The organism is Streptomyces sp. NPDC050388 (assembly GCF_040655635.1).
Lineage (GTDB): Bacteria > Actinomycetota > Actinomycetes > Streptomycetales > Streptomycetaceae > Streptomyces.
On sequence record NZ_JBFAKH010000001.1, the window covers coordinates 1 to 26,347 of the forward strand.

At 71.1% G+C, this 26,347-nt stretch carries 23 protein-coding genes and 2 pseudogenes; 13 read left to right on the forward strand and 12 right to left on the reverse strand.

Going from position 1 to position 26,347, the window contains the following annotated elements; all coding sequences use genetic code 11:
* Nucleotides 1-222 precede the first annotated feature (222 nt).
* On the reverse strand, nucleotides 223-1,860 hold the full coding sequence (locus AB0I73_RS00005; RefSeq protein WP_363032112.1) for an MFS transporter: 1,638 nt from the start codon (nucleotides 1,858-1,860) through the stop codon (nucleotides 223-225).
* A 133-nt stretch (nucleotides 1,861-1,993) separates the two neighbouring features.
* On the opposite strand from AB0I73_RS00005, the gene AB0I73_RS00010 reads away from it, so the two are divergent.
* From AB0I73_RS00010 to AB0I73_RS00025, 4 genes are all read left to right on the forward strand, one after another.
* The gene (locus AB0I73_RS00010) at nucleotides 1,994-2,656 is read left to right on the forward strand and encodes a TetR family transcriptional regulator (protein ID WP_363032114.1); all 663 of its coding nucleotides are present in this window, start codon (nucleotides 1,994-1,996) and stop codon (nucleotides 2,654-2,656) included.
* A gap of 102 nt (nucleotides 2,657-2,758) precedes the next feature.
* Nucleotides 2,759-3,958, forward strand: coding sequence for an alpha/beta hydrolase (locus AB0I73_RS00015; RefSeq protein WP_363032116.1), 1,200 nt, complete (start codon nucleotides 2,759-2,761; stop codon nucleotides 3,956-3,958).
* A gap of 85 nt (nucleotides 3,959-4,043) precedes the next feature.
* Nucleotides 4,044-4,892, forward strand: coding sequence for a DUF4429 domain-containing protein (locus AB0I73_RS00020; RefSeq protein ID WP_363032118.1), 849 nt, complete (start codon nucleotides 4,044-4,046; stop codon nucleotides 4,890-4,892).
* 172 nt (nucleotides 4,893-5,064) lie between these two features.
* Nucleotides 5,065-5,499: a VOC family protein gene (locus AB0I73_RS00025; protein ID WP_363032120.1), complete on the forward strand. Its 435-nt coding sequence runs from the start codon at nucleotides 5,065-5,067 to the stop codon at nucleotides 5,497-5,499.
* 108 nt (nucleotides 5,500-5,607) lie between these two features.
* Here AB0I73_RS00025 and AB0I73_RS00030 read toward each other — a convergent pair whose 3' ends face one another.
* From AB0I73_RS00030 to AB0I73_RS00045, 4 genes are all read right to left on the reverse strand, one after another.
* Complete coding sequence (locus AB0I73_RS00030; RefSeq protein WP_363032122.1) at nucleotides 5,608-8,571, reverse strand: hypothetical protein; 2,964 nt, start codon at nucleotides 8,569-8,571, stop codon at nucleotides 5,608-5,610.
* Nucleotides 8,572-8,573: 2 nt separating this feature from the next.
* Nucleotides 8,574-10,421, reverse strand: coding sequence for an HSP90 family protein (locus tag AB0I73_RS00035; protein ID WP_363032124.1), 1,848 nt, complete (start codon nucleotides 10,419-10,421; stop codon nucleotides 8,574-8,576).
* 43 nt (nucleotides 10,422-10,464) lie between these two features.
* Nucleotides 10,465-11,448 (reverse strand): hypothetical protein, encoded by a 984-nt coding sequence (locus tag AB0I73_RS00040; protein WP_363032126.1) that lies wholly within the window; start codon nucleotides 11,446-11,448, stop codon nucleotides 10,465-10,467.
* Nucleotides 11,449-11,881: 433 nt separating this feature from the next.
* Entirely contained in the window at nucleotides 11,882-12,361 is a 480-nt protein-coding gene (locus AB0I73_RS00045; protein ID WP_363032128.1) for a MerR family transcriptional regulator, read from the reverse strand.
* Between the two features lie 96 nt (nucleotides 12,362-12,457).
* On the opposite strand from AB0I73_RS00045, the gene AB0I73_RS00050 reads away from it, so the two are divergent.
* Nucleotides 12,458-12,925 carry a GNAT family N-acetyltransferase gene (locus AB0I73_RS00050; RefSeq protein ID WP_363032130.1) on the forward strand — a complete coding sequence of 156 codons (468 nt, stop codon included), beginning with the start codon at nucleotides 12,458-12,460 and terminating at the stop codon, nucleotides 12,923-12,925.
* Between the two features lie 18 nt (nucleotides 12,926-12,943).
* Complete coding sequence (locus AB0I73_RS00055) at nucleotides 12,944-13,765, forward strand: serine hydrolase domain-containing protein (RefSeq protein WP_363032132.1); 822 nt, start codon at nucleotides 12,944-12,946, stop codon at nucleotides 13,763-13,765.
* Nucleotides 13,766-13,836: 71 nt separating this feature from the next.
* Here the strand turns inward: AB0I73_RS00055 and AB0I73_RS00060 are convergent, their stop codons facing one another.
* On the reverse strand, nucleotides 13,837-14,376 hold the full coding sequence (locus AB0I73_RS00060; protein ID WP_363032134.1) for a hypothetical protein: 540 nt from the start codon (nucleotides 14,374-14,376) through the stop codon (nucleotides 13,837-13,839).
* A 491-nt stretch (nucleotides 14,377-14,867) separates the two neighbouring features.
* Here AB0I73_RS00060 and AB0I73_RS00065 point away from each other — a divergent pair, with 491 nt between their 5' ends.
* Together AB0I73_RS00065 and AB0I73_RS00070 are read left to right on the forward strand one after the other, a co-directional pair.
* The gene (locus tag AB0I73_RS00065) at nucleotides 14,868-16,439 is read left to right on the forward strand and encodes a S8 family peptidase (protein ID WP_363032136.1); all 1,572 of its coding nucleotides are present in this window, start codon (nucleotides 14,868-14,870) and stop codon (nucleotides 16,437-16,439) included.
* A gap of 162 nt (nucleotides 16,440-16,601) precedes the next feature.
* The gene (locus tag AB0I73_RS00070; protein WP_363032138.1) at nucleotides 16,602-16,913 is read left to right on the forward strand and encodes a hypothetical protein; all 312 of its coding nucleotides are present in this window, start codon (nucleotides 16,602-16,604) and stop codon (nucleotides 16,911-16,913) included.
* A gap of 101 nt (nucleotides 16,914-17,014) precedes the next feature.
* Here the strand turns inward: AB0I73_RS00070 and AB0I73_RS00075 are convergent, their stop codons facing one another.
* From AB0I73_RS00075 to AB0I73_RS00085, 3 genes and pseudogenes are all read right to left on the reverse strand, one after another.
* Nucleotides 17,015-17,890 (reverse strand): nucleotidyl transferase AbiEii/AbiGii toxin family protein, encoded by an 876-nt coding sequence (locus AB0I73_RS00075; protein WP_363032140.1) that lies wholly within the window; start codon nucleotides 17,888-17,890, stop codon nucleotides 17,015-17,017.
* Nucleotides 17,887-18,486 carry a hypothetical protein gene (locus AB0I73_RS00080; RefSeq protein ID WP_363032142.1) on the reverse strand — a complete coding sequence of 200 codons (600 nt, stop codon included), beginning with the start codon at nucleotides 18,484-18,486 and terminating at the stop codon, nucleotides 17,887-17,889. Before AB0I73_RS00080 ends, AB0I73_RS00075 begins: the two co-directional genes overlap by 4 nt.
* A gap of 380 nt (nucleotides 18,487-18,866) precedes the next feature.
* Nucleotides 18,867-19,157 (reverse strand): annotated as a pseudogene (locus tag AB0I73_RS00085) (ATP-binding protein); the annotation flags it as partial.
* Nucleotides 19,158-19,240: 83 nt separating this feature from the next.
* Here AB0I73_RS00085 and AB0I73_RS00090 point away from each other — a divergent pair.
* Nucleotides 19,241-19,708, forward strand: a pseudogene (locus AB0I73_RS00090) (Scr1 family TA system antitoxin-like transcriptional regulator); the annotation flags it as partial.
* Nucleotides 19,709-19,791: 83 nt separating this feature from the next.
* The gene (locus tag AB0I73_RS00095) at nucleotides 19,792-20,151 is read left to right on the forward strand and encodes a hypothetical protein (RefSeq protein WP_363032144.1); all 360 of its coding nucleotides are present in this window, start codon (nucleotides 19,792-19,794) and stop codon (nucleotides 20,149-20,151) included.
* 291 nt (nucleotides 20,152-20,442) lie between these two features.
* Here the strand turns inward: AB0I73_RS00095 and AB0I73_RS00100 are convergent, their stop codons facing one another.
* The 3 genes from AB0I73_RS00100 to AB0I73_RS00110 form a co-directional block, all read right to left on the reverse strand.
* Nucleotides 20,443-20,715, reverse strand: a complete 273-nt coding sequence (locus tag AB0I73_RS00100; RefSeq protein ID WP_363032146.1) for a hypothetical protein — start codon at nucleotides 20,713-20,715, stop codon at nucleotides 20,443-20,445.
* A 66-nt stretch (nucleotides 20,716-20,781) separates the two neighbouring features.
* A complete protein-coding gene (locus AB0I73_RS00105; RefSeq protein WP_363032565.1) occupies nucleotides 20,782-21,255 on the reverse strand; it encodes a GNAT family N-acetyltransferase in 474 nt (157 codons plus the stop codon).
* 1,093 nt (nucleotides 21,256-22,348) lie between these two features.
* The gene (locus AB0I73_RS00110) at nucleotides 22,349-23,005 is read right to left on the reverse strand and encodes a pirin family protein (protein ID WP_363032567.1); all 657 of its coding nucleotides are present in this window, start codon (nucleotides 23,003-23,005) and stop codon (nucleotides 22,349-22,351) included.
* Nucleotides 23,006-23,079: 74 nt separating this feature from the next.
* Between AB0I73_RS00110 and fasR the strand changes: the two genes are divergently transcribed.
* The 3 genes from fasR to AB0I73_RS00125 all read left to right on the forward strand — a co-directional run bounded on the left by fasR (nucleotide 23,080) and on the right by AB0I73_RS00125 (nucleotide 26,319).
* Nucleotides 23,080-24,285, forward strand: a complete 1,206-nt coding sequence (fasR, locus tag AB0I73_RS00115; protein ID WP_363032148.1) for a fatty acid biosynthesis transcriptional regulator FasR — start codon at nucleotides 23,080-23,082, stop codon at nucleotides 24,283-24,285.
* Between the two features lie 89 nt (nucleotides 24,286-24,374).
* Nucleotides 24,375-25,295, forward strand: a complete 921-nt coding sequence (locus AB0I73_RS00120) for an ACP S-malonyltransferase (protein ID WP_363032150.1) — start codon at nucleotides 24,375-24,377, stop codon at nucleotides 25,293-25,295.
* 22 nt (nucleotides 25,296-25,317) lie between these two features.
* Nucleotides 25,318-26,319 carry a ketoacyl-ACP synthase III gene (locus tag AB0I73_RS00125; RefSeq protein ID WP_363032152.1) on the forward strand — a complete coding sequence of 334 codons (1,002 nt, stop codon included), beginning with the start codon at nucleotides 25,318-25,320 and terminating at the stop codon, nucleotides 26,317-26,319.
* Nucleotides 26,320-26,347 lie beyond the last annotated feature (28 nt).

Genomic DNA, 26,347 nt, shown 5'->3' on the forward strand with positions numbered 1-26,347 from the left:
CTTCGGCGGGTCGACCCGCCGAAGGCCCCCTCCTGTCGTCCCGGGTCGCCGGAGCCGGTGTGCGCGCCGCCCCCCTCCAGCGGCGCGCCACAGCCGACGTCCTCTCCTGCCCCCGAGATGCCCTGGGGAGGACCTGACCCACTGTGACCCGTGGTGCCCGCCGGGCGGGAGGGGTCGCCGCATCGGTTCACCCTGATGAGCGAACCCGGTCGCCGGGGTCCGTCAGATGTGGCCGACGCCCGCGCCCGCCTCCGTGTTCTCACCGTTCTCGCCGTTCTCACCGCGTTTGGTGAGGAAGGCCACCAGCACCGCCACGGCGGCGACTCCGGTGGCAACCAGGGATGCCGTGCTCATGCCGGAGAGGAAGGTCTCGTGCGCCACGTCGGTGATCTTCGCGGCGAGCTCCCCGGGCGTGCCCGGGGCCACCGGCGCCACACCGACCCGGACGGCCTCGGAGGCCTGCTCGGACTGCTCCGGGGTGAGCGGCGGAAGGCCCGCCGCCGCCCAGTTGCCGGGGAGGTCGCGGTCGACCTTGGAGGCCATCACCGCGCCCAGCACGGCCGTACCGAGGCTGCCGCCGACCTGCATGGCGGACTGCTGGAGACCGCCGGCGACGCCGGAGAGCTCCATCGGCGCGTTGCCCACGATGACCTCGGTGGCGCCGACCATGACGGGGGCCAGGCCGAGGCCCAGCACGGCGAACCAGAGCGACATCACACCGCTTCCGGTGTCCTTCTCGAGCGTGGACAGGCCGAACATGGCGAGCGCGGTGAGGGCCATGCCACCGGCCAGCGGGATCCGCGGGCCGACCTTGGTGATCACCGCACCGGCCAGGGGAGAACCGACGATCATCATGCCGGTGAGCGGCAACAGGTGCAGACCGGCGTCGACGGGGCTCATCCCGTGCACGTTCTGCAGGTAGAACGTGACGAAGAACAGGCCGCCCATGAATGCGATGGCCATGAGGACCATCAGCACGACGCCCGCGGACAGCGCGACGGAGCGGAACATCCCCAGCGGGATCAGCGGCTCCCGCACCTGCGTCTCCCAGAACGCGAAGATCAGGAAACCGACGACCGAGGCGGCGATGAAGCCCCAGGTCTTGAGGTCGCCCCAGCCCCACGCGGGGGCCTTGATGAGCGCCCAGACCAGGCAGAACATCGCACCGGAGAGCAGGACGATGCCGGGCAGGTCGAAGGAGCGCGGGCGGTTCTCCGCACGGTGGTCGAGCAGGATCCACACGCCGAGGGCGACGGCGACGACGCCGACCGGGACGTTGATGAAGAAGACCGACTGCCAGCTGACGTGCTCGACGAGCACACCGCCGAGGATCGGACCGCCGGCGGTGGAGGCACCGATGACCATGCCCCAGATGCCGATGGCCATGTTGAGCTTCTCGGCCGGGAAGGTGGCGCGCAGCAGGCCGAGTGCGGCCGGCATCAGCAGCGCGCCGAACAGGCCCTGCAGGACCCGGAAGACGATGACCGCCGCGATGCTGTCGGACAGGCCGATGGCGCCCGAGGCGGCGGCGAAGCCGACGACGCCGATGAGGAAGGTCTGCCGGTGGCCGAAGCGGTCACCGAGCTTGCCCGCGGTGATCAGCGAGACCGCGAGGGCCAGGAAGTACGAGTTGGTGATCCACTGGACCTCGGCGAAGGTGGCGCCCAGGTCCCTGGCGATGACGGGGTTGGCGATGGCGACGATGGTGCCGTCGAGGGCCACCATCATGACGCCCACGGCGACGGTGAAGAGGGTGAGCCAGGGATGGCCGCGCAGCCCTCTGCCGGGTACCGCGTCCGACGGGTTCACGGGCGCCTTGTCCCCGGGTCCCGTCGCGTCGACGGTGGTCTGACTGGTCATGACTTCAAAGCTAATGACAGCCACTGACAGTTGACAAACCAATTCACCGACCGGCAGCCGACTCGTCTCATCCCTATAGCCTGAACTGGGGGAACGGTTCCAGAACGCCCCCACAGGACACGCTGGAGGATCGATGGAGACGGTCGGGGCCGTCGCCGGCGCGGTGCCGGCGACGGGTCTGCGGGAACGCAGGAAGCGGCTCACCCGGGACGCGCTGGTCCGCTCCTCCCTGGAACTGTTCGCGACGCGCGGCTACGAGGGCACGACGGTCGACGACATCACCGCCGCCGTCGACGTCTCGCAGCGCACCTTCTTCCGCTACTTCGCCAGCAAGGAGGAGGTCGCCCTCCACGTCCCGCGCCTCGCGGAGTCCCTCGTCGTCGACGCCGTACGGGCACGGCCGCCCGGCGAGCCACCGCTGGACGTGCTGCGCCGGGCCCTGTGGGAGAGCTGGGACGGCATCAACGAGGTCGTCGAGCAGGTCGTCCCCCTGGAACTGCACCTGCAGGTGTACCGGGTGATCGAGTCCACACCCGCGCTGCTCGCCGCCCATCTGCGGCGCGCGGCGGAACTGGAGGACCGGCTGGCCCGCGTCATCGCCGACCGCGAGGGCATCGACCCGGACACCGACCCCCGGCCGCGCATCCTGGTGGCCGCCTTCAGCGGGGTCGTCCGGGTGGCGGAGCACTCCTGGTCCACCGGGGACGACGCCGGCCTCGCCGCCCTGCGTGAGCTGACGACGGCCTACCTGGACCAGCTGGGACCGGCGCTGGCGGGGAACTGGCACGGCGTCTGATCACCCGTAGGGTGACGTCTGCTCACACTTCGGCACGCTGAAACGTGATACCCGTCACTCGATTGACGCGAGACCCTCTCGTTCTCCTAGTGTGTCCTGTCAGTGACTCCCTTCGACTCCTCTCCGCACCTGAACGCATGGCGCGCGCTCCTCGCACTCGCCGTCGTCTTCGTGATGCTGGCGACCACCGGCTGGACAGCACTGCGCCAACAGCGGGACGTGGCACCGCTGTCCGCCTCGCTCGCCGCCTGGGAGCACGGCCGCATAGCGGGCCGCGAACTGCCGGACCCGCAGTCCGCGCCCGGCAGGCTGGCCCGGTTCTTCGCCTCGCTCACCGAGGCGCAGCGGATGAGCCTCGCCCGCCGCTTCCCCCTCGCGGTCGGCAACATGAACGGCGCCCCGGTCGGCCTGCGGTACCGCGCCAACCGCATCGCGATGGAGCAGGCCCGCGAGATCGAACGGGAACGGATGCACGACACACGGCTCACGCCCGCGGGACAGCACCAGGCGGGCCGCCGGATGAACCGTCTCGGGGCACTGCTGGGTCCCGGACGCCAGATCCTCGCCTTCAACCCGTCGGGACCGGGCCGCGTGGCCGAGGTCTTCGGCGATCTGGACGGGGCCGAACGCGTCTCGGTCGTCGTCCCCGGCGTCGACACGGATCTGCTCACCTTCCAGCGCACCTACCGCCGCTACTCGGCCCCCGTGGGCATGGCCGAGGCGCTGCGCGCGGCCGAGCACGAGGCGGACCCCTCGACCCGTACCGCCGTGATCGCCTGGGCCGACTACACCGCGCCCGGCGGACTCGGCATGGAGGCGGCCATGGCCAAGCGCGCCGAGGACGGCGCGGTACGGCTCGACGCGCTGCTGCGCGCGCTGCCCGGTACGGCCCCGGTCGCGCTGTTCTGCCACAGCTACGGCTCCGTGGTGTGCGGGCTCGCCGCGAGCAGACTGCCCGGCCGGGTGGCCGACATCGCGGTGGCCGGCAGCCCCGGCATGCGGGCCGAGACGGCCTCCGCACTGCGCACCCACGCGCGCGTGTGGGCCATGCGGGACGCCGACGACTGGATCCAGGACGTGCCCTATCTGGAGGTCGGCGGACTGGGCCACGGCGCCGACCCGGTCTCCCCCGCTTTCGGGGCGCGGGTCCTGTCGGCACGTGAGGCGGAGGGACACGGCGGGTACTTCGAGCCGGGCACGGACAGTCTGCGCAACTTCGCCGAGATCGGCGTTGGCGCATATCGAGCGGTGGCCTGCGCACACGATGACGGCGTATGCCGGGCGGGTTTGTCCTACACCTAGGCACCCTGACGCGCGTAGAGGACGGAGGAACCGCGGTATGCACGGGGAGGGGACGAAAAAGCTCGTGCCGCATACGATGAGCCGCATGGGTGACGTACTGGCCGGATTTCACGCTGCCTGGGAGTTCGAGTCCGACTCCGTGCTCATCCGCTACGAAAGGGGGATTCGAACACCCAAGTTGTTTCAGGCACTCGGGGAACGACGCATCCCCCTGGAGGCCATGGCAGGGGTGACGCTGACCCCCGGCAGGCGCGGCAGCGTCGTGCTGCGCGTCGAGCCCCGGCCCGGGGCCGACCCGCTGATGGAGGCGGCGGCCGGGCAGTTGAAGGAGAGCGCCGACCCCTACCGGCTGGTGCTGCCCGCCGAGCGCGAGACGCTCGCCGAGTACTACGCCGACGAACTCCTCGCCCGCCTCACCGAGTCCGGCCCCGCCGAACGCCACCTGGTACCGGCCCCCGAGGTGCCGCTGCGGTTCAAGGCGTACGACGGCAAGGCCTCCTTCGACGGGACGACGGTCTCCTTCCACTGGTTCTGGACGGGCGCCTCGTCGGCGAAGTGGAAAGCCGGTGACCAGCGCTTCCCCGTGGGTGAGCTGAGCGGCGTGGAGTGGCGGTCGCCCGAGGTGTTCGAAGGGCATCTGCGGTTGCTGCGCCGGGACGGTTCGGCGTCGCCGCCCCAGGCCGACCAGGACCCGGCGGCCGTGGTGTTCGGGCTGGGCTACGGGCCGGTGCACGAGTCACTGCCGTTCGCGGCGGCCGTGCTGGCGGCGGTACGGACGTCCGAGCCGGTGCCCGCGATGGCCGCGGCGGCCGTGCGCCGCGACCCGGCCGACATCGCCGACCGCATCCGCCACCTCGGCGAACTGCACCAGGCGGGCCTGGTGACGGACGAGGAGTTCTCCTCCAAGAAGGCGGAGTTGCTGGCGGAGCTTTAGGGCCTGTCCGGCGGATCCTGCCGCAGACGCGGCGTCCGGCACGCCCTCCTCCGCCTTGCGGCCGGACGCACCGACCCCCGCTCACCCGCGCCGGCGAGGCACCGTCGATTTCCTGCGGCCTGATCCGCCGGACAGGCCCCGGCCTGCCCACCGCTCCCGCTACGGTGGGCCGATGACATCGGTCAAGCAGTTCCAGGTCACCTTCGACTGCGCGGAACCCGAGCGCGTCGCTCGTTTCTGGTGCGGGGTGCTGGGGTACGTCGTACCGCCGCCACCGGAGGGGTTCGCCACGTGGGGCGACTTCGATCGCGCGCTGCCGCTCGAGCGTCAGGGCTCGGCGTTCGCCTGCGTCGACCCCTCGGGGGTGGGCCCGCGGCTGTTCTTCCAGCGCGTTCCGGAAGGCAAGGTCGTCAAGAACCGGGTGCATCTCGACGTGCGGGTCGGCACCGGGCTCGTGGGTGAGGAGCGCGTGGCCGCGCTGGAGGCCGAATGCGCACGCCTGGTCGCGCTCGGCGCGGTACGGGTGCGCCTGCTGCGTGCCGACGGCTTCAACGAGTCGTGCCTCGTGATGCAGGACGTCGAGGGCAACGAGTTCTGTCTCGACTGAGCATCCTCCGAGGCGGCGAGGTGGTGACGTCGCATGCGGTGACCCGGTGCCCGGGGGCCCTGTGGGTTTCGTCGACCCGCAGGGGCCCCGGGCGCCGGGAGCACCGTGTCACTCCTCGTCGCGCAGCCGGTCCGCCAAGGCCGTCAGCGGCTCGGTCTCCTCGGTGTGGCCCGCCGCGGTCAGGCGGGAGACCGCCGCGTCGAGGCGGGTGAGGGCGGGGGCGGGACGTTCCAGGTAGATGCCCTCCACGGCGGCGGCGAGGCGGACGCACTCGGCCCACTCGCCGGCGCGGTCCGGCTCCGGTCCCGGCTCGCCGAGCAGGGTGAGGGCCTGCTCCAAGGCGGTCAGGGCGTCCTCGTAGGCACCGGCGTAGGCGTTGACCCTCCCGTGCTCGTAGGCCAGGGCGGTGTCCAGGGATCGGCCGTGGGCCTCGTACGCGGCGGCGCGGGCCTCGTCGGCGACCCGGCCGGCGTCGGCGAGGAAGGCGCGGGCCTCGGCCAGGCCGTCGGACCCCTGCTGCTGGGCCTGGAGGCGGGCGAGTTCGCGCAGGGTGTTGCTGAGGTGCTCGTAGCGCGGGGCCCGGGCGTGGGCGGCGAGTGCCTGGTCGGCGGCCTTGCGGGCCTGGCCGAACTCGCCGGACTCGCCGAGGAGTACGGCCGTCTCCGCGGCGATCATGGCGTGGCTTCCCGGGTCGTCGTCCCAGCCGGCCGACTCGGCGGCGAGGGCGACGAACTCCGCCGTGGCGGCCTTGAGGTCGTCCCCCGCGTGCAGCGCGCGGGCCCGGATCAGGCGCAGCTGGGCGGCGAGCCGGTCGTCCAGCTCCCCGGTGGTGACGTCCGGTTCGGCCAGCAGGGAGTCGAGCAGGGCGATGGTGTCCTCGACGCGGCCCAGGTCGAGGCTCAGCTGGGCCGCGCCGCTGTAGGTGCAGAACGCGGCGAACCGGCTGCCGCGGCGCAGGTCCAGCTCCGCCGAGCGCGTCAGGTGCCGCAGTGCCTCGTCGGGGCGGCCCAGGTGCATGCAGATCTCGGCCAGTTCGGCGTGCAGGCGGGCGGTGTCGACCGCGTCGGCCGGCCAGTCGGCGGCCAGCCGCAGGCCCTCGGACAGGTCCGCGTGCGCGGCCTGCGCGTCCTGGAGGCCGAGGTGGAGCCTGCCCCGCAGGGCGAGCACGCGGGGCAGGTGCCAGGCCGGGCCGTGCTCCTTCAGCCGGTCGAGGAGGCCGTTGGTCTCGGTGAGCGCGGCGGGCAGGTCGCCGGACAGGGCGTACGTGGTGGCCCGCAGCAGCAGGGCCCTGGCGACCTGCCCGCCGATGCCGTGCCGGGTGGCGAAGGCGTGCAGCAGGTCCACCTCGGCGAGCAGCGGTGCGACGTGCTCCTCGTTCCCCGAGTTCCCCGACACCTGCAGGCGCAGGCCGAGCGCGGTTGCCCGCAGACGCAGCAGGCGGGCCTCCTGGTGCGGGGCGAGACCGGAGGTCTCCTCGTGCAGACGGACCAGGGCCGTGTGGGCGGTGGTCAGCGCTGCGGCCTTCGCCTCGGGGCCGTCGGCGTCCTCCGTGGGGATCTCGGCGGCGGCGAGCAGGGCGCAGGCGCGGGCGAGCGCCGCGTGACCCGGCAGTCCGGCGTCGTCGTACAGACCCGCGGCCTCCTCGTGGAGGGCGGCGGCGTCAGCGAACTCGTCCTTGTCTCCCGCCCAGTTCGCCTCGTCGGCCAGCAGGTCCGCGCGCAGCCGCAGGAGCGGACCCACGGCCGGGTCCTCGGGGTGGGTGTAGTCGCGGGCGGCGACGAGCGTGCGCAGCCGCGCCCAGCAGGCCTGTGCGTCCGGGTGCGCCTCCTCTTCCAACGACCTTGCCTGACGAATGAGTTCGGTCAGCGATTCGGGCACGGTGGCGGTCGTACGGGCAGTGGACGCCTTCGCGGCGACCGGGGCGGCCGGTGCGGCCGGGGCCACGTCGTCGAGGCTGCGGGTGCGCAGGGTCAGTTCCAGCGCGTCGAGGAGCGGGGCCCGGTCGAGGCGGGTGCTCCGGCGGTCGGTGTGGGCGGTGGTTCCGTTGCGGTCGTCGAAGCGGGCGGCGAGGTCGGCGGCGCGGCCGCGCACCTCGGCGCGCAGGCCGGTCACGGTCCAGGTGCGGCCCGGGAACCCGGCGGCGGGCAGCTCGCCGTGGCCGAGCGTCTCGACGCGCTGGAGGAGAACCTCCACTCCGGTGAGGAAGTCGAGCTGGTCCTGCGGCGAGTCCACCTCGTCGAACAGGTTCCGGTTCTCGGCGAGCAGTTCCAGGCCGCGTGCCTCGTTGCCGGTCAGCGCGCAGAACTCCAGGTGCCGGCCGACCTCTGCGGACATCGAGGGGTTGCGGCGGCAGCCGCGGTAGCCGGCGAGGTGTAGTTCGCGTGCCTGGTCGGTGCGGCCGGTGCGCAGCAGGGGCAGCAGCGCGTAGGAGGCGGAGCGGGCCGGCTCCTCCTGGCAGGACTCCTTGCCCGCCAGGACGGGCTCCCAGGCGCGCAGTGCCCGCTCGTCGTCGCCCGCCGCCAGGTGGTACAGGGCACGGTCGCAGGTCTCGCAGGCCTCGCAGTCGCTGAGCCGGGAGCGGGAGCGGCCCGCCCACAACTCGTAGGCGAGGGCGGTCTCCTCACCGAGGTGGGCGGCCAGCCGGTAGGCCTGCCCGTAGTAGGGCTGGAGGTCCAGGCCGGCCTTCTCGTACCGGTCACGCATCTCCGTCAGCCACTGGCGCAGGCTGGCCAGCGGTATCTCGGGCAGCGCGCGCAGGGCGCCCGCGACCCACTTGAACCGCCAGAACAGCTGGTGGCGCAGGCGTTCGTCGAAGAGGTCCGGCTGCTCGTCGAAGAGGGTGAGCAGGCGGGCGAAGACGACGGGCGACTTGCGGGGTTCGGAGCCGTAGGTGTACGCCTCCTGGAGTTCGAGCAGCGCGTCGATCAGCGGGACGGGCTCCGCGAACTGCTCGGCGGCGTCGACGAGTTCCTCGGCGGTGACGGTGCGGGTGCGACCGTAGGGGCGCCGGTCGTTCTCCCGGAGCGCCTGGTACAGCTCGTCTGTGTTCTGGGGACGGGGTGCGGTCGGCATCGTCAGCTGTCCTTGCGGAGGGCGTGGGCGAGAAGGTCGAGGAAGGAGCGGTTGATGAGGCTCGATTCGGCGGGCCTGAGCGGACGCCGGGACAGCAGCGCGGCCTGCCCGTAGAGGGCTTCGGCGCTGGTGCGGGCCAGTTCGGGCTCGTCGATGGCGACGGCGGTGCGCACCAGCGGGTTGAGCTGGTTGAGGATCAGCTGGGCCCGCGGTGCCTCCTGGCGCAGGGCGCCGAGGATGTCGCCCCACAGGCCGCCCTCCTGCTCACGGGCGAGCTGGGAGCGGGTGCGCTCGTGCCGGGCCTCGCGGCTGTCGACGAGGAGGGCGGGGGCGGAGGCGGGCTGGAAGGTGCGCAGCGCGACGTCGCAGTCGAAGACGGCGAGGGCGTCGCGGGCCAGGGCGAGGTAGGCCGCGGCGGCCAGCTCCGTCTCCCGGTCGACGGGGTCGAGGTGCGCGGTGAGGGTCGCCGGGTCGAGGTCGGCGACGTTGACCTCGGCCCTGATCTCGGGCAGCCGGTGCACCAGTTCGCGGTCGTAGGTGTAGCCGCCGTTGACGACGCCGAGCCCGGCCGCCGAGGCGATCGCCGCGACCTGCCGGAACTCCTCCACGCTCGACGTCACCAGCACGGTGCGGTGGGTGCGCGCGAACTCGTCGAGGGTGGTGTGTCCGTCGGTGGTCTCGAACGGCAGCCAGGGCAGCAGCATCCGCAGGATCTCGTCGTCGTGCACCGCGAGCGACTTCACGGCCAGGTGGTGGGTCTGGAGGAAGCGGGCGAGCAGGTCCGGGTCGCTGGCGGCGGCCCGGGCGATCCACGCGCGCAGCCGCTCGGCGAGGGCGTCGCGGACCGCGGTGAGGGTGTCGTCCTCGTACAGGGACTCGCGGGACGCGGTCGGGCGCAGGCTCTCGGCGTCGACGACGCAGCGGACGAAGAACGCCCACTCGGGCAGGATCTCCTCGGCCTGCTCGGACAGCAGCATGCCCTTGACGTGCACGCGGTGGCCGTGGCGGCGCCCGGCCGGCACCGCCTCGGGCAGCACGCACGCGATGCCCTTCAGGCCCACGGCCGGCAGGTCCAGCTCGATGGTGTCCAGCGGGGTGAACCCGAAGACCTCCTCGCCGTACGCGGCCAGCGCGCGGGACCGGGCGCCCGGCGTCGGGTACGCACGCGCCCAGGGCGCCGCCTCGGGGTTGACCGGCGCGCCCGGACCGTCCGTGCCGTCGGAGAAGATCACCGGGTGACGCAGCAGGGAGCCGAAGTGCCGGGCGAGGGACTGCACTTGGGCCGGGCGGGTCCACTCGCCCGCGTCGGCGCGCGGAGTGAGGGTGACGGTGGTGCCCGGCCGGGGCCGGGCGGAGGCGGGCAGGGCACGGACGGTGTAGCTGCCGTCGCCGCGCCCCCGCCACTCCACGGCGGGCGCGTCGGGGGTGCGGGCGGACCGGCTCAGCACGTGGATCTCGTCCGCGACCAGGAAGCAGGAGAGCAGGCCGATGCCGAACTGACCGATGAAGTCGCCGCGTTGCTCGACGAGCCGCTCGGCACGCTTGCTGCTGCGGCCGATCGTGGCGAGGAAGGTGTGCACGTCGGCTTCGGTGAGGCCGACGCCGTCGTCCTCAACGCGTACCACCGAACCGTCGGCGTGCAGGCGGATACCGAAGGCGTCGACGGGGGCGGCCGGTTCGAGGACGTGCCGGGCGGTCAGCGCGTCCACCGCGTTCTGCATCAGTTCACGCAGGTAGACGCGGGGGCTGGAGTAGAGGTGGTGGGAGAGGAGATCGACGAGGCCGCGCAGATCCACCTGGAAGGTGCGGTCGGCGCCGGCCGGGTTCGGGGCGGTTTCGGGCAGAGTCATCGGGCAGTCCGGGGTGAGGAGTTCGAGAGGGGCAGGTGCGGGCTCAGGCGTGGCGCCGGCGGTGGGCGAACTGCTTCTCGGGCTCCGCGAAGTAGGTCCAGGGCCAGGTGGTGTGGGCGCCGTCCAGCTCGTGGAACACGCGTCGGCAGACGGTGCTCTCGGAGGCGAGCGACAGGGCCATGGCGAACATGTTGAAGTCGTGCTGCCAGCCCGGACGCCGCTCGTAGTCGGGGTGCAGGACGCTGCGCCGGGCGGCCTCCGCCAACTCCGCATGGATCTCGGGCGTGTCGAGGCACTCGGACTCGTCCGACTCCACCCAGTCCTCGATGTGGGCCATGGCGACCGCACAGCCGAGAGGATGGCCGTCGGGCGCGCCGGCGAACGCCTCACGGGCGAACGCCAGGGCCTGCCCCTGCTCGCCGCCCCAGCGGGGCTGCAACTGCGACACCCACTCGAGGTGGCTCGCCAGGTCCAGCGGGTCGCGGCGCAGGGCGGCGTCCAGCCGGGTCTCGTTGACGGCGCGGCCCAGAGACATGCCACGCCCGGAGGTGAGGAGATGGCGCCACGGCGTGACCCACTCCGGCCGCAGCTCGGCGGCCTCGAACAGGTGCTCCTCGGCGATACGGAGCCGCTGGCCGAAGACCTGCCACTGCTCCCGCGAGACGTGCACGGCACGTGCCGAGGTGCGCGCCTCCCAGCCCCAGACGATGTGGCGCGCCCCGGATATCAGCAGCGCCTCCGCCCGGTGCTCCTCGTCCTCCTCGACGGCGCGGCCGATCCACTCCTCCACACCGTCCAGCTCGGCCAGTTCACCGAGGACGTGGTGGTCGCGGCCGAGGTCGAAGGGGGCCAGCGCCTCCTTCACCGCCTCCCACTCACCCGCGTCGGCCGCCTCCACCAGCGCCAGCACGCGGGTGTCCCCGAGCGCGCGCAGCGTGTACATCCCGTTCTTCTTGCGCGGGACGGGAAGGGCGTACGGATCCGCCCCCGGTCTCTCCCCGCCCCTGCCGAACAGCTTGCCGAACATGCCGCGCCCTCCCTGGCCCCGCGTGATCAATCGGTGCAGCATAAGCGGCCCCACCGACATCGCTTCCACAGGGTTTTCACACCGGTGCCTCACGGTGCCGGCGGAGCGCGGCGGCGCAACAGGCTTTTTCCCTGCACCGGTTCAGCCGCGGACCGGACCGCCGGGCCGCAGGAGCACCGCGTCCGTACCGCGCGACGGTCCGCGCACGACGGACCGGGGGGCCGCCGCCCGGGAGAGTTGCTCTTGTCCGGCGGACGTCTGCGCCCTGTGCGCGCAGCGGGTGCCCGCCGCTTCGGCCGCGACCGGGTCCGGTCGGGCCGGTTCCGCGTCTGCGGGGCCGCAGGCGGAACTCATGCCCCTGCGATCCGGGCCCTGTACGCCCCCCTCGGCCCGCCGGCGCCCGGTGCCGCCGGCGCGATCCTGCTGCCGGTCGTCACGGCCCGGACCTCTCGGACGCCGGGGCGCGCCCGGCGTCCGCGTAGAAGCTGATCTTCCGGTCGAGTACGGCGAGGGTGCCCTGGAGTTCCGCGATCCGGGCGAGCACGTCCTCGCGGGTCGCCGTCAGCAGTTCGAGACGGTCGCCGTAGGTGTGGTCACCCTCCCTCACCAGTTCCGCGTACCGCACCATGTCCGCGACCGGCATACCGGTCAGGCGGAGCTTGCCGACGAGGGCCAGCCAGTCGAGGTCGCGGTTGCTGTAGCGGCGCTGACCGGTGTGCGACCGGTCGATGTGCGGCATCAGGCCGATGCGCTCGTACCAGCGCAGGGTGTGGGCCGACAGCCCGGTCAGGGCGACGACCTCGCTGATCGTGTACGTGTCCCGGCCGTCCGGCCGCCGCTCGCCCGGCGGCGGGCCGGCACAGATGTCGGCCCTGGCCCCCGTACTCTCACCCATGGTCTCCGTCACCGTCATGCACTCCACGCTAGATCCCTGGAGTGCACTCCAGGCAACCGTGACCGGTGGGAAACGGCGGGACGGCGGGCGCACCGGCTGAATAGCATGGCGGACATGACTCTCGTACGCCGCGCGGCGCCCGGGGACGCGGAGGAAGTACTGCGGCTGCGCCAGGTGATGATCGACTCGATGCCCCGCTCCTCCCCCTCCACGGACTGGCACGCCGACTCCCTGCCCGTCCTGCGCGCCAGGCTGGCCGAGACGGACGGCACCTTCGCGGCGTTCGTGGTGGACCACCCGGACCGGCGCGGGCTGGCGACGCTGGCGGCCGGCACGATCGACTACCGCATCGGCGGCGCGCACAACCCGCACGGCATCGACGGCTACGTCTTCAGCGTCGCCACCGACCCGGACGCCCGCCGCCGGGGGCACGCGCGCGCCTGCGTGGAGGCGCTGCTGGAGTGGTTCCGCGAGCGGGGCGTCCGCCGCGTCCGCCTCACCGCGTCCGCGCAGGCCGAGCCGCTGTACGCCTCGCTGGGCTTCACGCGGAGGCCGGACCCGTTGCTGGAGCTGCGGCTGTGAGCGCTTAGGCTCGACGGCATGTCGCTCAAGAGCCTCGCGTTGATCGAGAACTGGCCGGTCCCCACCGCCGCGGCGGGTGTCGTCCGGGCGGACGGCACCGTCCTGGGCACCCACGGACCGGCCGGACACCGCTTCCCGCTCGCCTCGGTCACCAAGCCGCTCGCCGCCTACGCGGTGCTCGTGGCGTACGAGGAGGGCGCGATCGAGCTGGACGAGCCGGCCGGCCCTTCGGGCTCCACGGTCCGCCACCTCCTCGCCCACACCTCGGGCCTCGCCTTCGACGAGCACCGGGTGACCTCCGCGCCCGGCGAGCGCCGCCTGTACTCGAACACCGGGTTCGAGCAGCTGGGCGACCACGTCACGAAGGCGACGGAGATCCCGTTCGCCGAGTACCTGCGGCAGGCGGTGCTGGAGCCGCTGGGGATGACGTCGACGTCGCTGGAGGGCTCCCCGGCGAAGGACGGCGTCTCCACGGTGGACGACCTCCTGCGCTTCGCCGCCGAGATCCAGACACCGCGCCTCCTCGACCCGCGCACCGTCGCCGAGGCGATGACGGTCCAGTACCCGGGCACCAAGGGCGTCCTGCCGGGCTACGGCCACCAGAACCCCAACGACTGGGGCCTCGGCTTCGAGATCCGCGACGCCAAGTCCCCCCACTGGACGGGCGCTTCGTCCTCGCCGGGCACCTTCGGCCACTTCGGCCAGTCGGGCACGTTCCTGTGGATCGACCCGACCGCGGGGGTGGCCTGCGCCGCCCTCACCGACCGCGCCTTCGGCCCCTGGGCGGTCGAGGCCTGGCCCCCGTTCACGGACGCGGTGCTGGCGGAACTGCGCGGCTGAGAACCCCGCACCGACCGCCGCGACACGAGGGCGTGGTCCCGCCGCTCCCATACGACGGGACCCGCCACCCTCTACTTCGACGACACCACGCCACGATCCGCCCGACGCAGCTCACCGGCCACCAGGACGGCGTACGCGGCGCCGACGAAGAGCACGCCTGAGACCGTGAGCATGATGCGCTGATCGGCCTCCAGGACAGCCCGGTACTGCTCATGGGAAAAAAGCTCGACCGTGCCGCGCGCGTGCGGCGTGGTGTCGAAGGCGAAGTACCGCCCGTCCTTCACCTCGACGGCCTGCAGGTTCCCTTCCTGCCCCTTGCCGAGGAACGTCATCACCACCCCCGACAGGGCCAGTACCGCAAGTCCCGTCTGCACCCGGCCGGGAAGACACCGGAAGGCCTGCCAGGCCGAGGACTTGTCCACGCGTGCCAGGAAGAGGCGCACCACAGCGGATATGACGATCGGGAAGAACAGTACGGCGATCAGTGCCGGCAGCCACCCCGCCTTGGCCGGCGGCAGGGCTCCTGGCAGCCAGGTGAGCCCGGCCAGCACCAGCAGAACGGCCCCCAGCCCGGCCGCGACCCCGCCATGCACCTTGAACGACCATCCCATGTCCGCACCCTGCCACAGCCACCGCCCCAGGCCGCCACCAGGTCCCGTCAGCGACAACCCCGGCACTCATCACAGCAGGCGCGCAAACTCCTTTTCCGCTAAGGAAAACCCTCGAATTCCCCACCCTGCACACGGGTGAACGGCGGGCGCTCCCGGAGAGGGCACCGGAAAACATCGGCACGATTCCGCGAGGCCACTGTGACAGTGATCTCGTTTACCCAACGCGCCTGGGGCGTTTGGTGGCCTTGTGTCACTTCTCGTTCGTGGCACGGAAGTCAAGGGGCGACGGAACCTCTTGTGCAATCCGCGTAGACCGTTCAATCTTTCGGCTGGCGACAGGGAAAAGCAGACACGGTCACAGCGTCCGTGTTTGGCATGCACCTGACTCCTTCCTGTCCGGAAGAAGAACCGGTACAGGTGTTCGCTTCGTGCGCCCCCCATGGCGCACCTCCCCCCACCCCACTCCCCACCTGTCGAGAAGGAACCCCCAGATGACAGTGATGCGAAACACCAAGCGGAGAACGCTCGTCGGAATCTGCGCCGTCGCCGCGGCCGCTCTCACCGGCGGCCTCTTCACCGCTCTCCCCGCGAACGCCGCCGAGCCCGTCGGGACGATCGCCTACGCGGACGCGCCGAACGCGGTCGAGGACAGCTACATCGTCACCCTCAAGCCGGCCACCGAGGCCGGTTCCGCCAAGGGCAAGGGCGTCGCGAAGAAGTACGGCGCCGAGGTCGAGCACACCTTCCGCGAGGCCGTCAACGGCTACACCGTCGAGGCCACCGAGGCCGAGGCCGCCAAGCTGGCCGCCGACCCGGCGGTCGCACTGGTCGAGCAGAACCGCACCGTCACCACTCAGGCGACGCAGACCAACCCGCCGTCCTGGGGCCTGGACCGCATCGACCAGACCGCGCTACCGCTGAACAGCTCGTACACGTACGACGACACGGCCGGTCAGGGCGTCACCGCCTACATCATCGACACCGGTGTGCGCATCTCCCACAGCGACTTCGGCGGTCGCGCCCGCAACGGCTACGACGCCGTCGACAACGACAACGTCGCCCAGGACGGCAACGGCCACGGCACCCACGTCGCGGGCACCGTCGCGGGCAGCGCCCACGGCGTCGCCAAGAAGGCCTCCATCGTCGGCGTCCGGGTCCTCGACAACAACGGCTCCGGCACCACCGCCGGTGTGATCAAGGGCGTCGACTGGGTCGCCGCCAACGCGGTCCTCCCGGCCGTCGCCAACATGTCGCTCGGCGGCGGCGCCAGCACCACGCTGGACAACGCGGTGCGCAACGCCATCTCCGCCGGCGTCACCTTCGCCGTCGCCGCGGGCAACGAGTCCACCACCGCGACCGGCTCGCCGGCCCGGGTGGCCGAGGCGATCACCGTCGGCGCCACCACCAGCACGGACGCCCGCGCCAGCTACTCGAACTACGGCTCGAACCTGGACATCTTCGCCCCGGGCTCGTCCATCACCTCCGCCTGGCACACCGGCGACAGCGCCACCAACTCCATCTCCGGCACCTCGATGGCCACCCCGCACGTCGCGGGCGCCGCGGCGCTGTACCTCGCGGACAACCGGTCCGCCACCCCCGCGCAGGTCGCCTCCGCGCTGGTCGCGGGCTCCGTCTCCGGCGCCGTCACGAACCCGGGCACCGGTTCCCCGAACCGCCTGCTGTACGTCGGCAGCGGCGGCATCACCCCTCCGCCGTCCGGCACGACCTTCACCAACTCCTCGAACTACACGATCCGCGACAGGACGACCGTCGAGTCCCCGATCACCGTCTCCGGTGTCTCCGGCAACGCCCCGTCGGCCCTGCAGGTACCGGTGAACATCGTCCACACCTACATAGGTGACCTGACGGTCCAGCTGGTCGCGCCCGACGGCTCGGTCTACACCCTCAAGTCGCTGGGCACCGGCGGCTCCGCGGACAACATCAACACCACCTACACCGTGAACGCCTCCTCGGAGACGGCCAACGGCACGTGGAAGCTGCGGGTCACGGACAGCTACTACGGCGACACCGGCTACATCGACAGCTGGGGCCTGACGTTCTGACCTCCCAGCCCTCCCGCCCCGCCCCCGGCACGGTCCACTGCGCCGGGGGGCGGGGCCTCTGTTCCCCCGAGATGACGCCGTACACCTCAGCCACCGAGCGGCCGGATTCACCGTCGTACGCGAGAACCGCGACCGGGTCCACGCCCGATTGGCCTGACCGGCATGCAGCCTGAGCACTGCGGAACCAGGAACCACATCGAGGTGTGGAACGAACGCGTACTGCCCCCGGGTGCGGTACGGCTCAGGTTCCGGACGGTGCTGCGTGGCTCGCTCCTGCCGATCCTGGTCTGGGTCGGCATCGCATGCTTCGTGCACTTCGTCTACGACCCTGCCATGACCGCGGCCCTCGGCGGACTCTTCGCGTGCTCGTTCGCCCTGGGGTTCGGCCTCCGCCGCAGAGCAGGACACTCTGCCCGGTGCAGCATCTACGGTGCGCTGGGTGGAGTGCTCGACAAGTCCATGGCGGGGTTCTGACGCATTACGGCGGGGCGGCCCGTCGTTTTCCGCAGCTTTCCTCTTGGCCACTGTCATATCTCAGCCCAGTCGGCCCTTCTGTTCGGACGGGAAGGAACAAGTCACTTGTCGGCGAGGGCCGCTGCCCACAACCCCCGTACCAGTCCGAGTGCGGCGTCGAGCGTCGGCGGGGCTTCGGTGGCCAGCTCCCGGGCCAGCTCGGGGTAGCTGTCCCGCCATCGGGGCGGTGGGTCCGCGAGCTCGTCCGGAACCTCGTGCGTGGCGCGTACGGCGAAGACGTGCCGTACGACCTGCACGAGAGTCGCGTCGCCCGGCAAGCCGTCCTCTGCCAGCAGTACGAGGTCCACCAGATCCTTGACCCGCGTGTTGGGACGGTCGCCGTAGTCGCGGGTGAAAGCATGCAGCTTTTCCGCGAAGTGCTGTCGGCGGTCAACGGTCTCGATCGCACGCTGCGGGGTCCCGGCGAACTGAAGCGTGTTGGGCAGCGGAAGGAATTCCGTCCGGGCGATCTCCTCGCCCCGGTCCACGATGTCCACCCTGACGCCCGCGAACACCTTGCCCGCGAGATGGGACTCAGCAGAGAACCGCCAGCCGCCCCGCCCGGCCGTGTCCGCCGTCAGTGACACGGGCGGACCGACCCGGAAGCGGAACCCATCCCGGTCCAGATCAGCCGCCAGAGCGTCGATCAGCAGCTCGCGCACCTCGCTCCCGTCCGCATCGGAGCCGTCCTCAGGCCTCAGCGCCAGATCCAGGTCCTTCGTCGTACGAGCGCGTCCGGTGAGCCGGAACTCCATGGCCGCGCCGCCTTTGAGAATCCAGCCACTTGCCCGGTCCTCCGCGAGGCGCGCTGCCATGCGGTCGAAGACGACGAGGCGCCGTCTGCGGGCCAGATCGGTTCCGGACCTGTCGGCTTCCTGTCTCAGCCGGGTTTCCAGGGCGCGACGCAAGTCGGCGGCGTCCCGGTAGCGGCCGGTCACGACATCGCCTCCAGCGCCCGCTCCACTCCCAGTTCCGCTCGCGGGCCCAGCAGTTGGGCGGCATGGAGCAGCCTTCGGCGGGACACCATCCCTCGTTCCAGCACCTCACTCACCGCCCCGTCCAGGACATCCTGGTCCTCACCCGCTGCCGCGCACTCGGCGATGGCGCGCAGCGGTGTCGTCATCCGGTACCCCATCCGGTCCTCCACGTCCGACTGCGTGAGTTCGGCGCGGTGCAGAATCACCGCGTCCGACTTCTGCCGGAAGCCACGCGGCACGGTGAGGTGGACACGGGACGGGTTCGCCGTGCCGAGGTCGTGGGCCGCGAGGGCGGTGGCATGGGAAACCACAGCCCTCCCCTTGCTCCACAGCGACCAGCGCACCAGTTGTTCGTCACCCTCACTCGGCAGGTCGGAGAATTCCCGCAAACGGTAGAGAGCCCGGTCGACCACCAGCCAGTTGCCGTGCTGAGCGTGGTAGTGCTGAGCCTGGTGGGAATACCCGGCGTCCACTGCCTGCGCGGTGGTGAAATAGCCGCGCTGACCAGCCGCGGTCCGCCAGAGGGCAGCGCGCCTGCCCACACGGTCTTCGGACACATCGCCATCCTTGGTTGCGCATGAAACTCAAAATATACTTGAGTTTCATGCACGGCTGCGCACAGAACTAAAGTTTTCTTTGAGTTATGCGCCCACCAAGCGCCCGACCGCCGACGCCGGAACCCACGCCGTGCACCTCTCACCGAAGCAGGATTACCGCTCCCGGGCCGGCACCCCCGACTGGAAGATCTCGCTGCGGGGTCTTCTGCATCACCGCCACATCCCTTCACGGGCGCGGCGCCGACCGGGGTGCGGGGCTGCGACCGCACTCGAACCACACGGTCTTGCCGCCGCCGGTGGGATGCGGCGTCACGCCCCCCCCGGTCGGTCACCGCCTCGACGAGCAGCAGCCCGCGCCCACCCTCGGCAAGCGCCTCCCCCGCTTCCGGAACGGGCAGTCGCGGACACCTGTCGGAGACCTCCACCCGCACGCCGCCGGGCTGCAGCAGGAAGCAGATGCCGCAACGGCGGCCGGGTACGTGCCGGATGACGTTGGTGAGGAGTTCCGACACCGCGAGTTCGGCCGCGTCGGCCACCTCCAGCAGTCCCGAACCCTTGAGGTAGAGCCGCAGGATGCGGCGCAGATGCCGGACCGAGTGCTCACCCAACGCGAGCTCGGCCCGGTAGTGCGTCTCGACGTCCGCCGCACGCGGACCAGTTGTCTGATCCACCCCACCAGATCGCGACGTAATGCATACGCGCGACTACGTACCGAAATCAACACCGAGAGGCGTTTCAGGCCGGAGGCACCACCGTGGCCAACATCCAGACGCTCGACCCCACCGCGTCCCCGCTCGACTACTACGGCTGGGAACTACGCCGCCAGCGCGAGGCCCACGGCCTCAAACAGGGCCAACTCGGCGAGATCATCTTCTGCACGGGCTCGTTGATCTGCCAGATCGAGACCACGAAGAAGATCCCCACCCGCGACTTCTCCGAACGCGTCGACGCCGCCCTCGGCACCGACGGCTTGTTCTCCCGCCTGATCGGCCTGGTGCTCCGCAGCCAACTTCCCACATGGTTCCAGCCGTACGCGGAGATGGAGGCGAAGGCGGCGTACATCTCCACGTACCAGGCGCAAGTGGTGTACGGGCTGCTGCAGACGGAGGAGTACGCACGGGCGGTGCTCGCCACAGGTGCGCCGGAGGACTTGGAGGGTCTGGTGTCCGCTCGGGTCGAACGCCAGCGCATCCTGGAGCGGGAACAGCCTCCGGTGTCATGGCGGTCGTGGACACAAGGCGTGCCGCGTCCCACGGCCTGGCGGACGTCCGCAGGCTCGTCCGGGCGGCCAGGGCCCCCGTTCCCGTGCTGAGACCGTACGTCCTGGTCCACGATCCCTGGGACGGGCGGCCGGTGCTGGTGCTGTTCCCCGCTCACGCCGGGCCGGACGCCCGACCCGAGGCCGTGCTGGCGGTGCACTCCCCGGGCCCGGAGAAGAAGCCGCGCCAAGGGCTGCCCGATCCTGCCGGCACGGCCGACCTGAGGGGCTGGCTCGACGAGGAGCCCACCGTGGTGCCGTGGATCGGGAACCGGGCGTTCTGGCCCCTGCACGGCTTGCGGAAGGTCAGTCCCATGGTGGCGGAGGACCGGAACTACCTCCGCCACCTCATGGGCGAGGCAGACGAGGCGTTCACCTGCGGGCCCGACGGAGCGCGCCTCGGCTGAACGAGCACTGGGCACCCCGCCATGCGCGAGGTGCCGAGGACGATCCCGCGGCCGGAACGCCACCGCGGCAAGAATCACGCGACGCGCTGCGTTGCCAGCACCGAACTTTCCAAAGGGCAAAAGGGCCTCCTGGTGCTGCTCGGTTTGATTCGCATCTCCGAGCCACCGAGAAGCCTTGCCTTCATGCCCGCACCACCGGAAGATCACCCGCCCAGGAACCCTTTTCGACCCGCACGTTCCAAAAGCGGTTGAGGAACTCCTTCTTATCGATGGGCCGTCCTGTGCCCCGCGTCAGGTGAGACCCATACGAATCTCGACCACCAAACCGATCAGAGACAGGAGTGTTACGCTGCCGGCGGCGAACCGGAGCGACCCCGGAGTAGCCCTCTCCACAGGGCCGGGGAGCACGCCCGCCAGGAACAGGAACACCCGATCCGCCATCTGCGCGATGTTGCAGGCGATAACGAGTCCCACAGAGAACATGATCCCGGAGAAAAAAAGACTCCCCACGTGCATCTCGGAAGAGACACGCCCCGCGAGTTCAATCATGTCGACCTGATTCATCCCATACCAACTATCAACTTGGCTATATCGTCAATTCGGCCAACACGTTTACGGGGGTGGGGAAAATTATCCGTCCAACCGCAGCACCAGCTCGTCGATCTCCGCTTTCCGCGCGTTCGCGAAGCCCCGGTCCTCGCCGACGACCTTGAAGCCGCACTTCTCCAGGACCCGCACCGATCCGGTGTTGTCCGCCGCCGCCCGGGCGAGCAGTGGGCGTTCGGAGACCTCGGCGAGCAGCCCCCGCAGTGCCGCGGTCGCGATGCCCCGCCCCCAGTAGTAGCGATCGATGAAATATGTGACCTCCCGCTCGCCCGGCTCGCCGTACAGGGCCACGTGCCCGACCACATCGCCGTCCGCGAGCACGGTGCGGGTGACGACGTCGGGCGAGGCGAGGATGAGCTTCCAATGCGCGTCGAAGTGGGCCCGGTCCGTCGGGTCCTCGGCGGTGAAGGCGGCCATCCGGTTCGACTCGGGGTCGCTCATGTGCCGGAAGAACACAGGCAGATCGCTGGGGTGCACGGGACGCAGGGAGACATCCATGGAAGCCATGGGCCCGACCCTAACGACCTTGGAGGGAAGGACGGGAGTGAGTCGGCCGTGACATGCAAAGGGCTTTACAGGCTGGGCGAGTTGCGAAACTGACCTGGGACCGTACGGCTTGTACCCATCCTGCGCTGTCCGGGGTCTCCCGCGCACATTTCGGGGAGTTGCTCGAAGAACTCGCCCCGCCCTGGACGGCGGCCCGCGCGGCGGCCCTGCACGTGCCGAGTACAAGCAGCGGCGTCCGCTTCAGCGCTGCACCGGACGCCGCGAGGACTACGAGCAGACCCACCTCGCCATCGCCGGCCTGGCCTCCGACCGCGCGGCCCGACACACGACCCGTCGCCTCACGAGTACCGAACTCGTGCCCGTTCGCGCGACGGCCTGCCGAATCACCCACCAGCCGAACCGCCAGTCCAACACGACCCGACCTCAATTTTCCCCAAGGTCGTTACCGTGCGAGGCGGTTCCACTCTCGTCGCCGCCCAAGCCGCCGACCAGGTCGGCATCCGCTCCGACCAGGACACCGGCCGCACCTGGAGCGCCAAGTGGTGCACCCCCATCGTGAGCCACACGGGCAACCTGCTCGCAGGCCGCCTCGGCGGCCCGCACGTTCGCTGCAGCCTCGGATGGAACTCTTCAAGTTTCGGATCACCAGATGGCAGGAGAGTTCGAACTGACGCGCAGCATTCGTCACTCCCCATCAGCGGGCCCCCGCCGACTGCATGGAGCAACTCGAAAAGCGTGAGCACTTCGACCTCAACTGTCTGCACCCCGCTCATTTGAGCGCTCAAGTGACGGTTGTCCGCCGACTGCTCACGCTTTTCAGCCACACCACACCGGCAGGCCCAGCACCTCGGAGGCCGAGGTGCCCTCTGGAGGCCAGATCGGTTCCAAGCCGGTCGACATCCTGCCCGAGCCGGGACTCCAGGGCACGAGGCTCTGCGTCTGAGAGCACGGCAAGCTGTTCGGTCGGATCCGTACGGAGATGATCACGCGGTTCTGCAGAGTTGGTTACGCCTGGGTGTAACCAACTCTGCTCATCCCCGAAGGGTGTGTGACTTTCTCTGCGCTTCGGTGGGCGTCGGGGTGGTCACGTCGGGCGCATCTCCCACAGCAGGAGCTCCGATGTGGTCTCCGCGACAGCCGCGAGCCCCTTGGCATCCGTGATGCGGGCCGCGTCGCCCGGGGTGAGGTGTTCGCCGTTCAGGGTCACCTCGCCGCGTACGACGTGGGCGTACACGTATGCGGCGTCCGGGATCGCGGTTCGCCCGCCTGCCGCGAGGCGGCGCACATGGAGCGTGGCGCCCGCCTCCGGGAGGGCGTACGGGGTGGAGTCGGCGAGGCCGTGGACGATCTCGTAGAAGGGGTCGCCGCCGGGCTCCAGCGGGGTCAGCCACATCTGGAGGAAGGTCAGGGGCTCGGGGCCGGCGTTGCGTTCCACGTGGCGGACGCCGGAGGCGGCGCTCAGGCGTTGCAGGTCGCCGGGGCGGACCACGCTCTCGCGGCCGGTGGAGTCGCGGTGGGTCAGCTCGCCGGACACGACCCAGGTGACGATCTCGGTGTGGCTGTGCGGATGCTCGTCGAAGCCGGCGCCGGGGGCCAGGTGCTCCTCGTTGCAGGCGATGACCTGGCCGAAGCGGAGGTGGTCGGGGTCGTAGTGGGGGCCGAAGGAGAAGGCGTGCCGGGTCTCGATCCCGGCCGCCGGATCGCCGCCCTGATAGCGCTCGTGCGCGCGCCGTACGTGCATCACCGGTCCACGGTAAACCCGCCTCCCGGACCCGGCGGCCCGTTCACCCGTCCGGATAAGGCAGTCTTGTCCACGTGCCCGAACCCGAGACCAGTACCCACGATGCCGTAGCACACCCCCTCCACGCGCATGCCGCGACGCTGAGGAGGCTGGAGCAATCGTCCGGCAGCCTGGCGGCGCAGGCGATCACGCGGATGGGCGAGACACTGCCCTGGTACCGGGCCATGCCCCCGGAGAACCGTTCCTGGATCGGGCTGGTCGCGCAGGCGGGCATCGCCGCCTTCACCGAGTGGTTCCGGCGCCCCGACGCCCCGCAGGCCATCTCCACCGACGTCTTCGGCACCGCGCCGCGCGAGCTGACCCGGGCCATCACGCTGCGGCAGACCGTGGAGATGGTGCGCACCACCATCGAGGTCATGGAGAGCGCCATCGACGAGGTGGCGGCGCCGGGCGACGAGGCGGTGCTGCGCGAGGCGCTCCTCGTGTACGCGCGGGAGATCGCCTTCGCCACCGCCCAGGTGTACGCGCAGGCCGCCGAGGCACGGGGCGCCTGGGACGCGCGGCTGGAGTCGCTGGTGGTGAACGCGGTGCTCAGCGGCGAGGCCGACGAGGGTGCCGTGTCGCGGGCCGCCGCCCTCGGGTGGAACTCGCCGGAGCATGTGTGCGTGGTACTGGGCACCGCGCCCGACGGTGACTCCGAGCTGACCGTGGAGGCGATCCGGCGTGCCGCCCGGCACGCCAAGCTGCAGGTGCTGACGGGGGTGCTCGGGGACCGGCTGGTGGTGATCGCGGGCGGCAGCGACAACCCGCTGGGCGTGGCCAAGTCGCTGATCGGCCCGTACGCGCAGGGGCCGGTGGTCGCGGGGCCGGTGGTGCCGGACCTGCTGACGGCGACCCGGTCCGCGCAGGCCGCCGCGGCGGGCCTCAAGGCGTGTACGGCCTGGCAGGACGCGCCGCGCCCGGTGCTGGCCGACGATCTGCTGCCGGAGCGGGCGATCGCCGGTGATCCCGCGGCCCGCGAACAGTTGGTGGAGGAGATCTACAGACCGCTGGAGGAGACCGGGGCCGCGCTACTGGAGACGCTCAGCGTCTATCTGGAGCAGGCGAGCAGTCTGGAGGGGGCCGCTCGGATGCTGTTCGTTCACCCGAATACGGTTCGTTACCGGCTCCGACGTGTGACGGACGTCACCGGTTGGTCACCCTCCGATGTACGCTCTGCCTTCACGCTGAGGATCGCGCTGATCCTGGGGCGTCTGGTCGACGGTGATCCTCAGCTCTAGTCTCTTGTCGGGGTCCCACAAAACCCCCTCGCGTTCTTCGTCCTTGTCCCCACGGGCGGCTTCGGCCGTCGTCAAGAGAGAGTGTGAGAGTGCTCGTACTCGTCGCTCCCGGCCAGGGCGCTCAGACGCCCGGATTCCTGACCGAATGGCTCGACCTGCCCGGCGCCGCGGACCGCGTCGCCGCCTGGTCCGAGGCCATCGGACTCGACCTCGCCCACTACGGCACCGAGGCCGACGCGGACGCCATCCGTGACACGGCCGTCGCCCAGCCGCTGCTGGTCGCGGCCGGGCTGCTGTCCGCCTCGGCGCTCGGCGAGACGGCGGACATCGCGCCCGGCGCGGTGGCCGGCCACAGTGTCGGTGAGATCACCGCCGCCGCGTTCGCGGGCGTCCTCGACGACTCCGCCGCACTGAGCCTGGTCCGCAAGCGGGGTCTGGCCATGGCCGACGCCGCCACGATCACCGAGACCGGTATGGCGGCGCTGCTCGGCGGCGACCCGGACGTCACCGTGGCGCACCTGGAGAAGCTGGGGCTGACCCCGGCGAACATCAACGGCGCGGGCCAGATCGTGGCGGCCGGCACCAAGGAGCAGCTGGCCGCGCTGGAGGCGGACAAGCCCGAGGGCGTGCGCCGGGTCGTCCCGCTCAAGGTCGCCGGTGCCTTCCACACGCACCACATGGGCCCCGCGGTCGACACGCTGACCAAGGCCGCCGAGGGCCTCGCCCCGGGCGACCCGAAGGTCACCTACGTGTCGAACAAGGACGGCGCGCCGGTCGCGACCGGCGCCGAGGTGCTTCAGCGCCTGGTCGGCCAGATCGCGAACCCGGTCCGCTGGGACCTGTGCATGGAGACGTTCAAGGAGCTCGGGGTGACCGCGCTGATCGAGATGTGCCCCGGGGGGACCCTGACCGGTCTCGCCAAGCGTTCTCTGCCCGGCGTCAAGACGCTGGCGCTGAAGACCCCCGCAGACCTCGACGCCGCCCGCGAGCTCGTCGCAGAGCACGCCTGACGCCCTTAGGAGCAGATTACGCATGGCGAAGATCAAGCCCAGTAAGGGCGCCCCGTACGCGCGCATCCTGGGTGTGGGCGGCTACCGGCCCACCCGGGTCGTGCCGAACGAGGTGATCCTCGAGACGATCGACTCGTCCGACGAGTGGATCCGCTCGCGTTCCGGCATCGAGACGCGGCACTGGGCGTCGCCGGAGGAGACGGTCGCGGCGATGTCGGTCGAGGCGTCCGGCAAGGCGATCGCGGACGCCGGGATCGACGCCTCGCAGATCGGCGCCGTGGTCGTGGCGACCGTGTCGCACTTCAGTCAGACCCCGGCCATCGCCACCGAGATCGCCGACCGGCTGGGCACGGACAAGGCCGCCGCCTTCGACGTCTCGGCGGGCTGCGCGGGCTTCGGTTACGGCCTGACGCTGGCCAAGGGCATGGTCGTGGAGGGCTCGGCCGAGTACGTTCTGGTCATCGGCGTGGAGCGGCTGAGCGACCTGACCGATCTGGAGGACCGGGCCACCGCCTTCCTGTTCGGTGACGGCGCGGGCGCGGTCGTCGTCGGCCCGTCCCAGGAGCCCGCGATCGGCCCGACGGTCTGGGGCTCGGAGGGCGACAAGTCCGAGGTCATCAAGCAGACCGTGCCGTGGACGGACTACCGCGACGGCGAGGTCGAGAAGTTCCCCGCGATCACGCAGGAAGGCCAGGCGGTGTTCCGCTGGGCCGTGTTCGAGATGGCGAAGGTCGCCAAGGAGGCGCTGGAAGCCGCCGGGCTTTCGCCGGACGACCTGGACGTCTTCATCCCGCACCAGGCCAATGTGCGGATCATCGACTCGATGGTGAAGACCCTGAAACTGCCGGAGCACGTCACGGTCGCCCGTGACATCCGCACCACCGGCAACACCTCGGCCGCCTCGATTCCGCTCGCGATGGAGCGGCTTCTGGCGACCGGCGAGGCGAAGAGCGGCGACACCGCGCTCGTCATCGGCTTCGGGGCGGGTCTCGTCTACGCCGCCACAGTCGTTACCCTCCCCTAGGCACTCCGTGCCGGATCATCGGATCCGG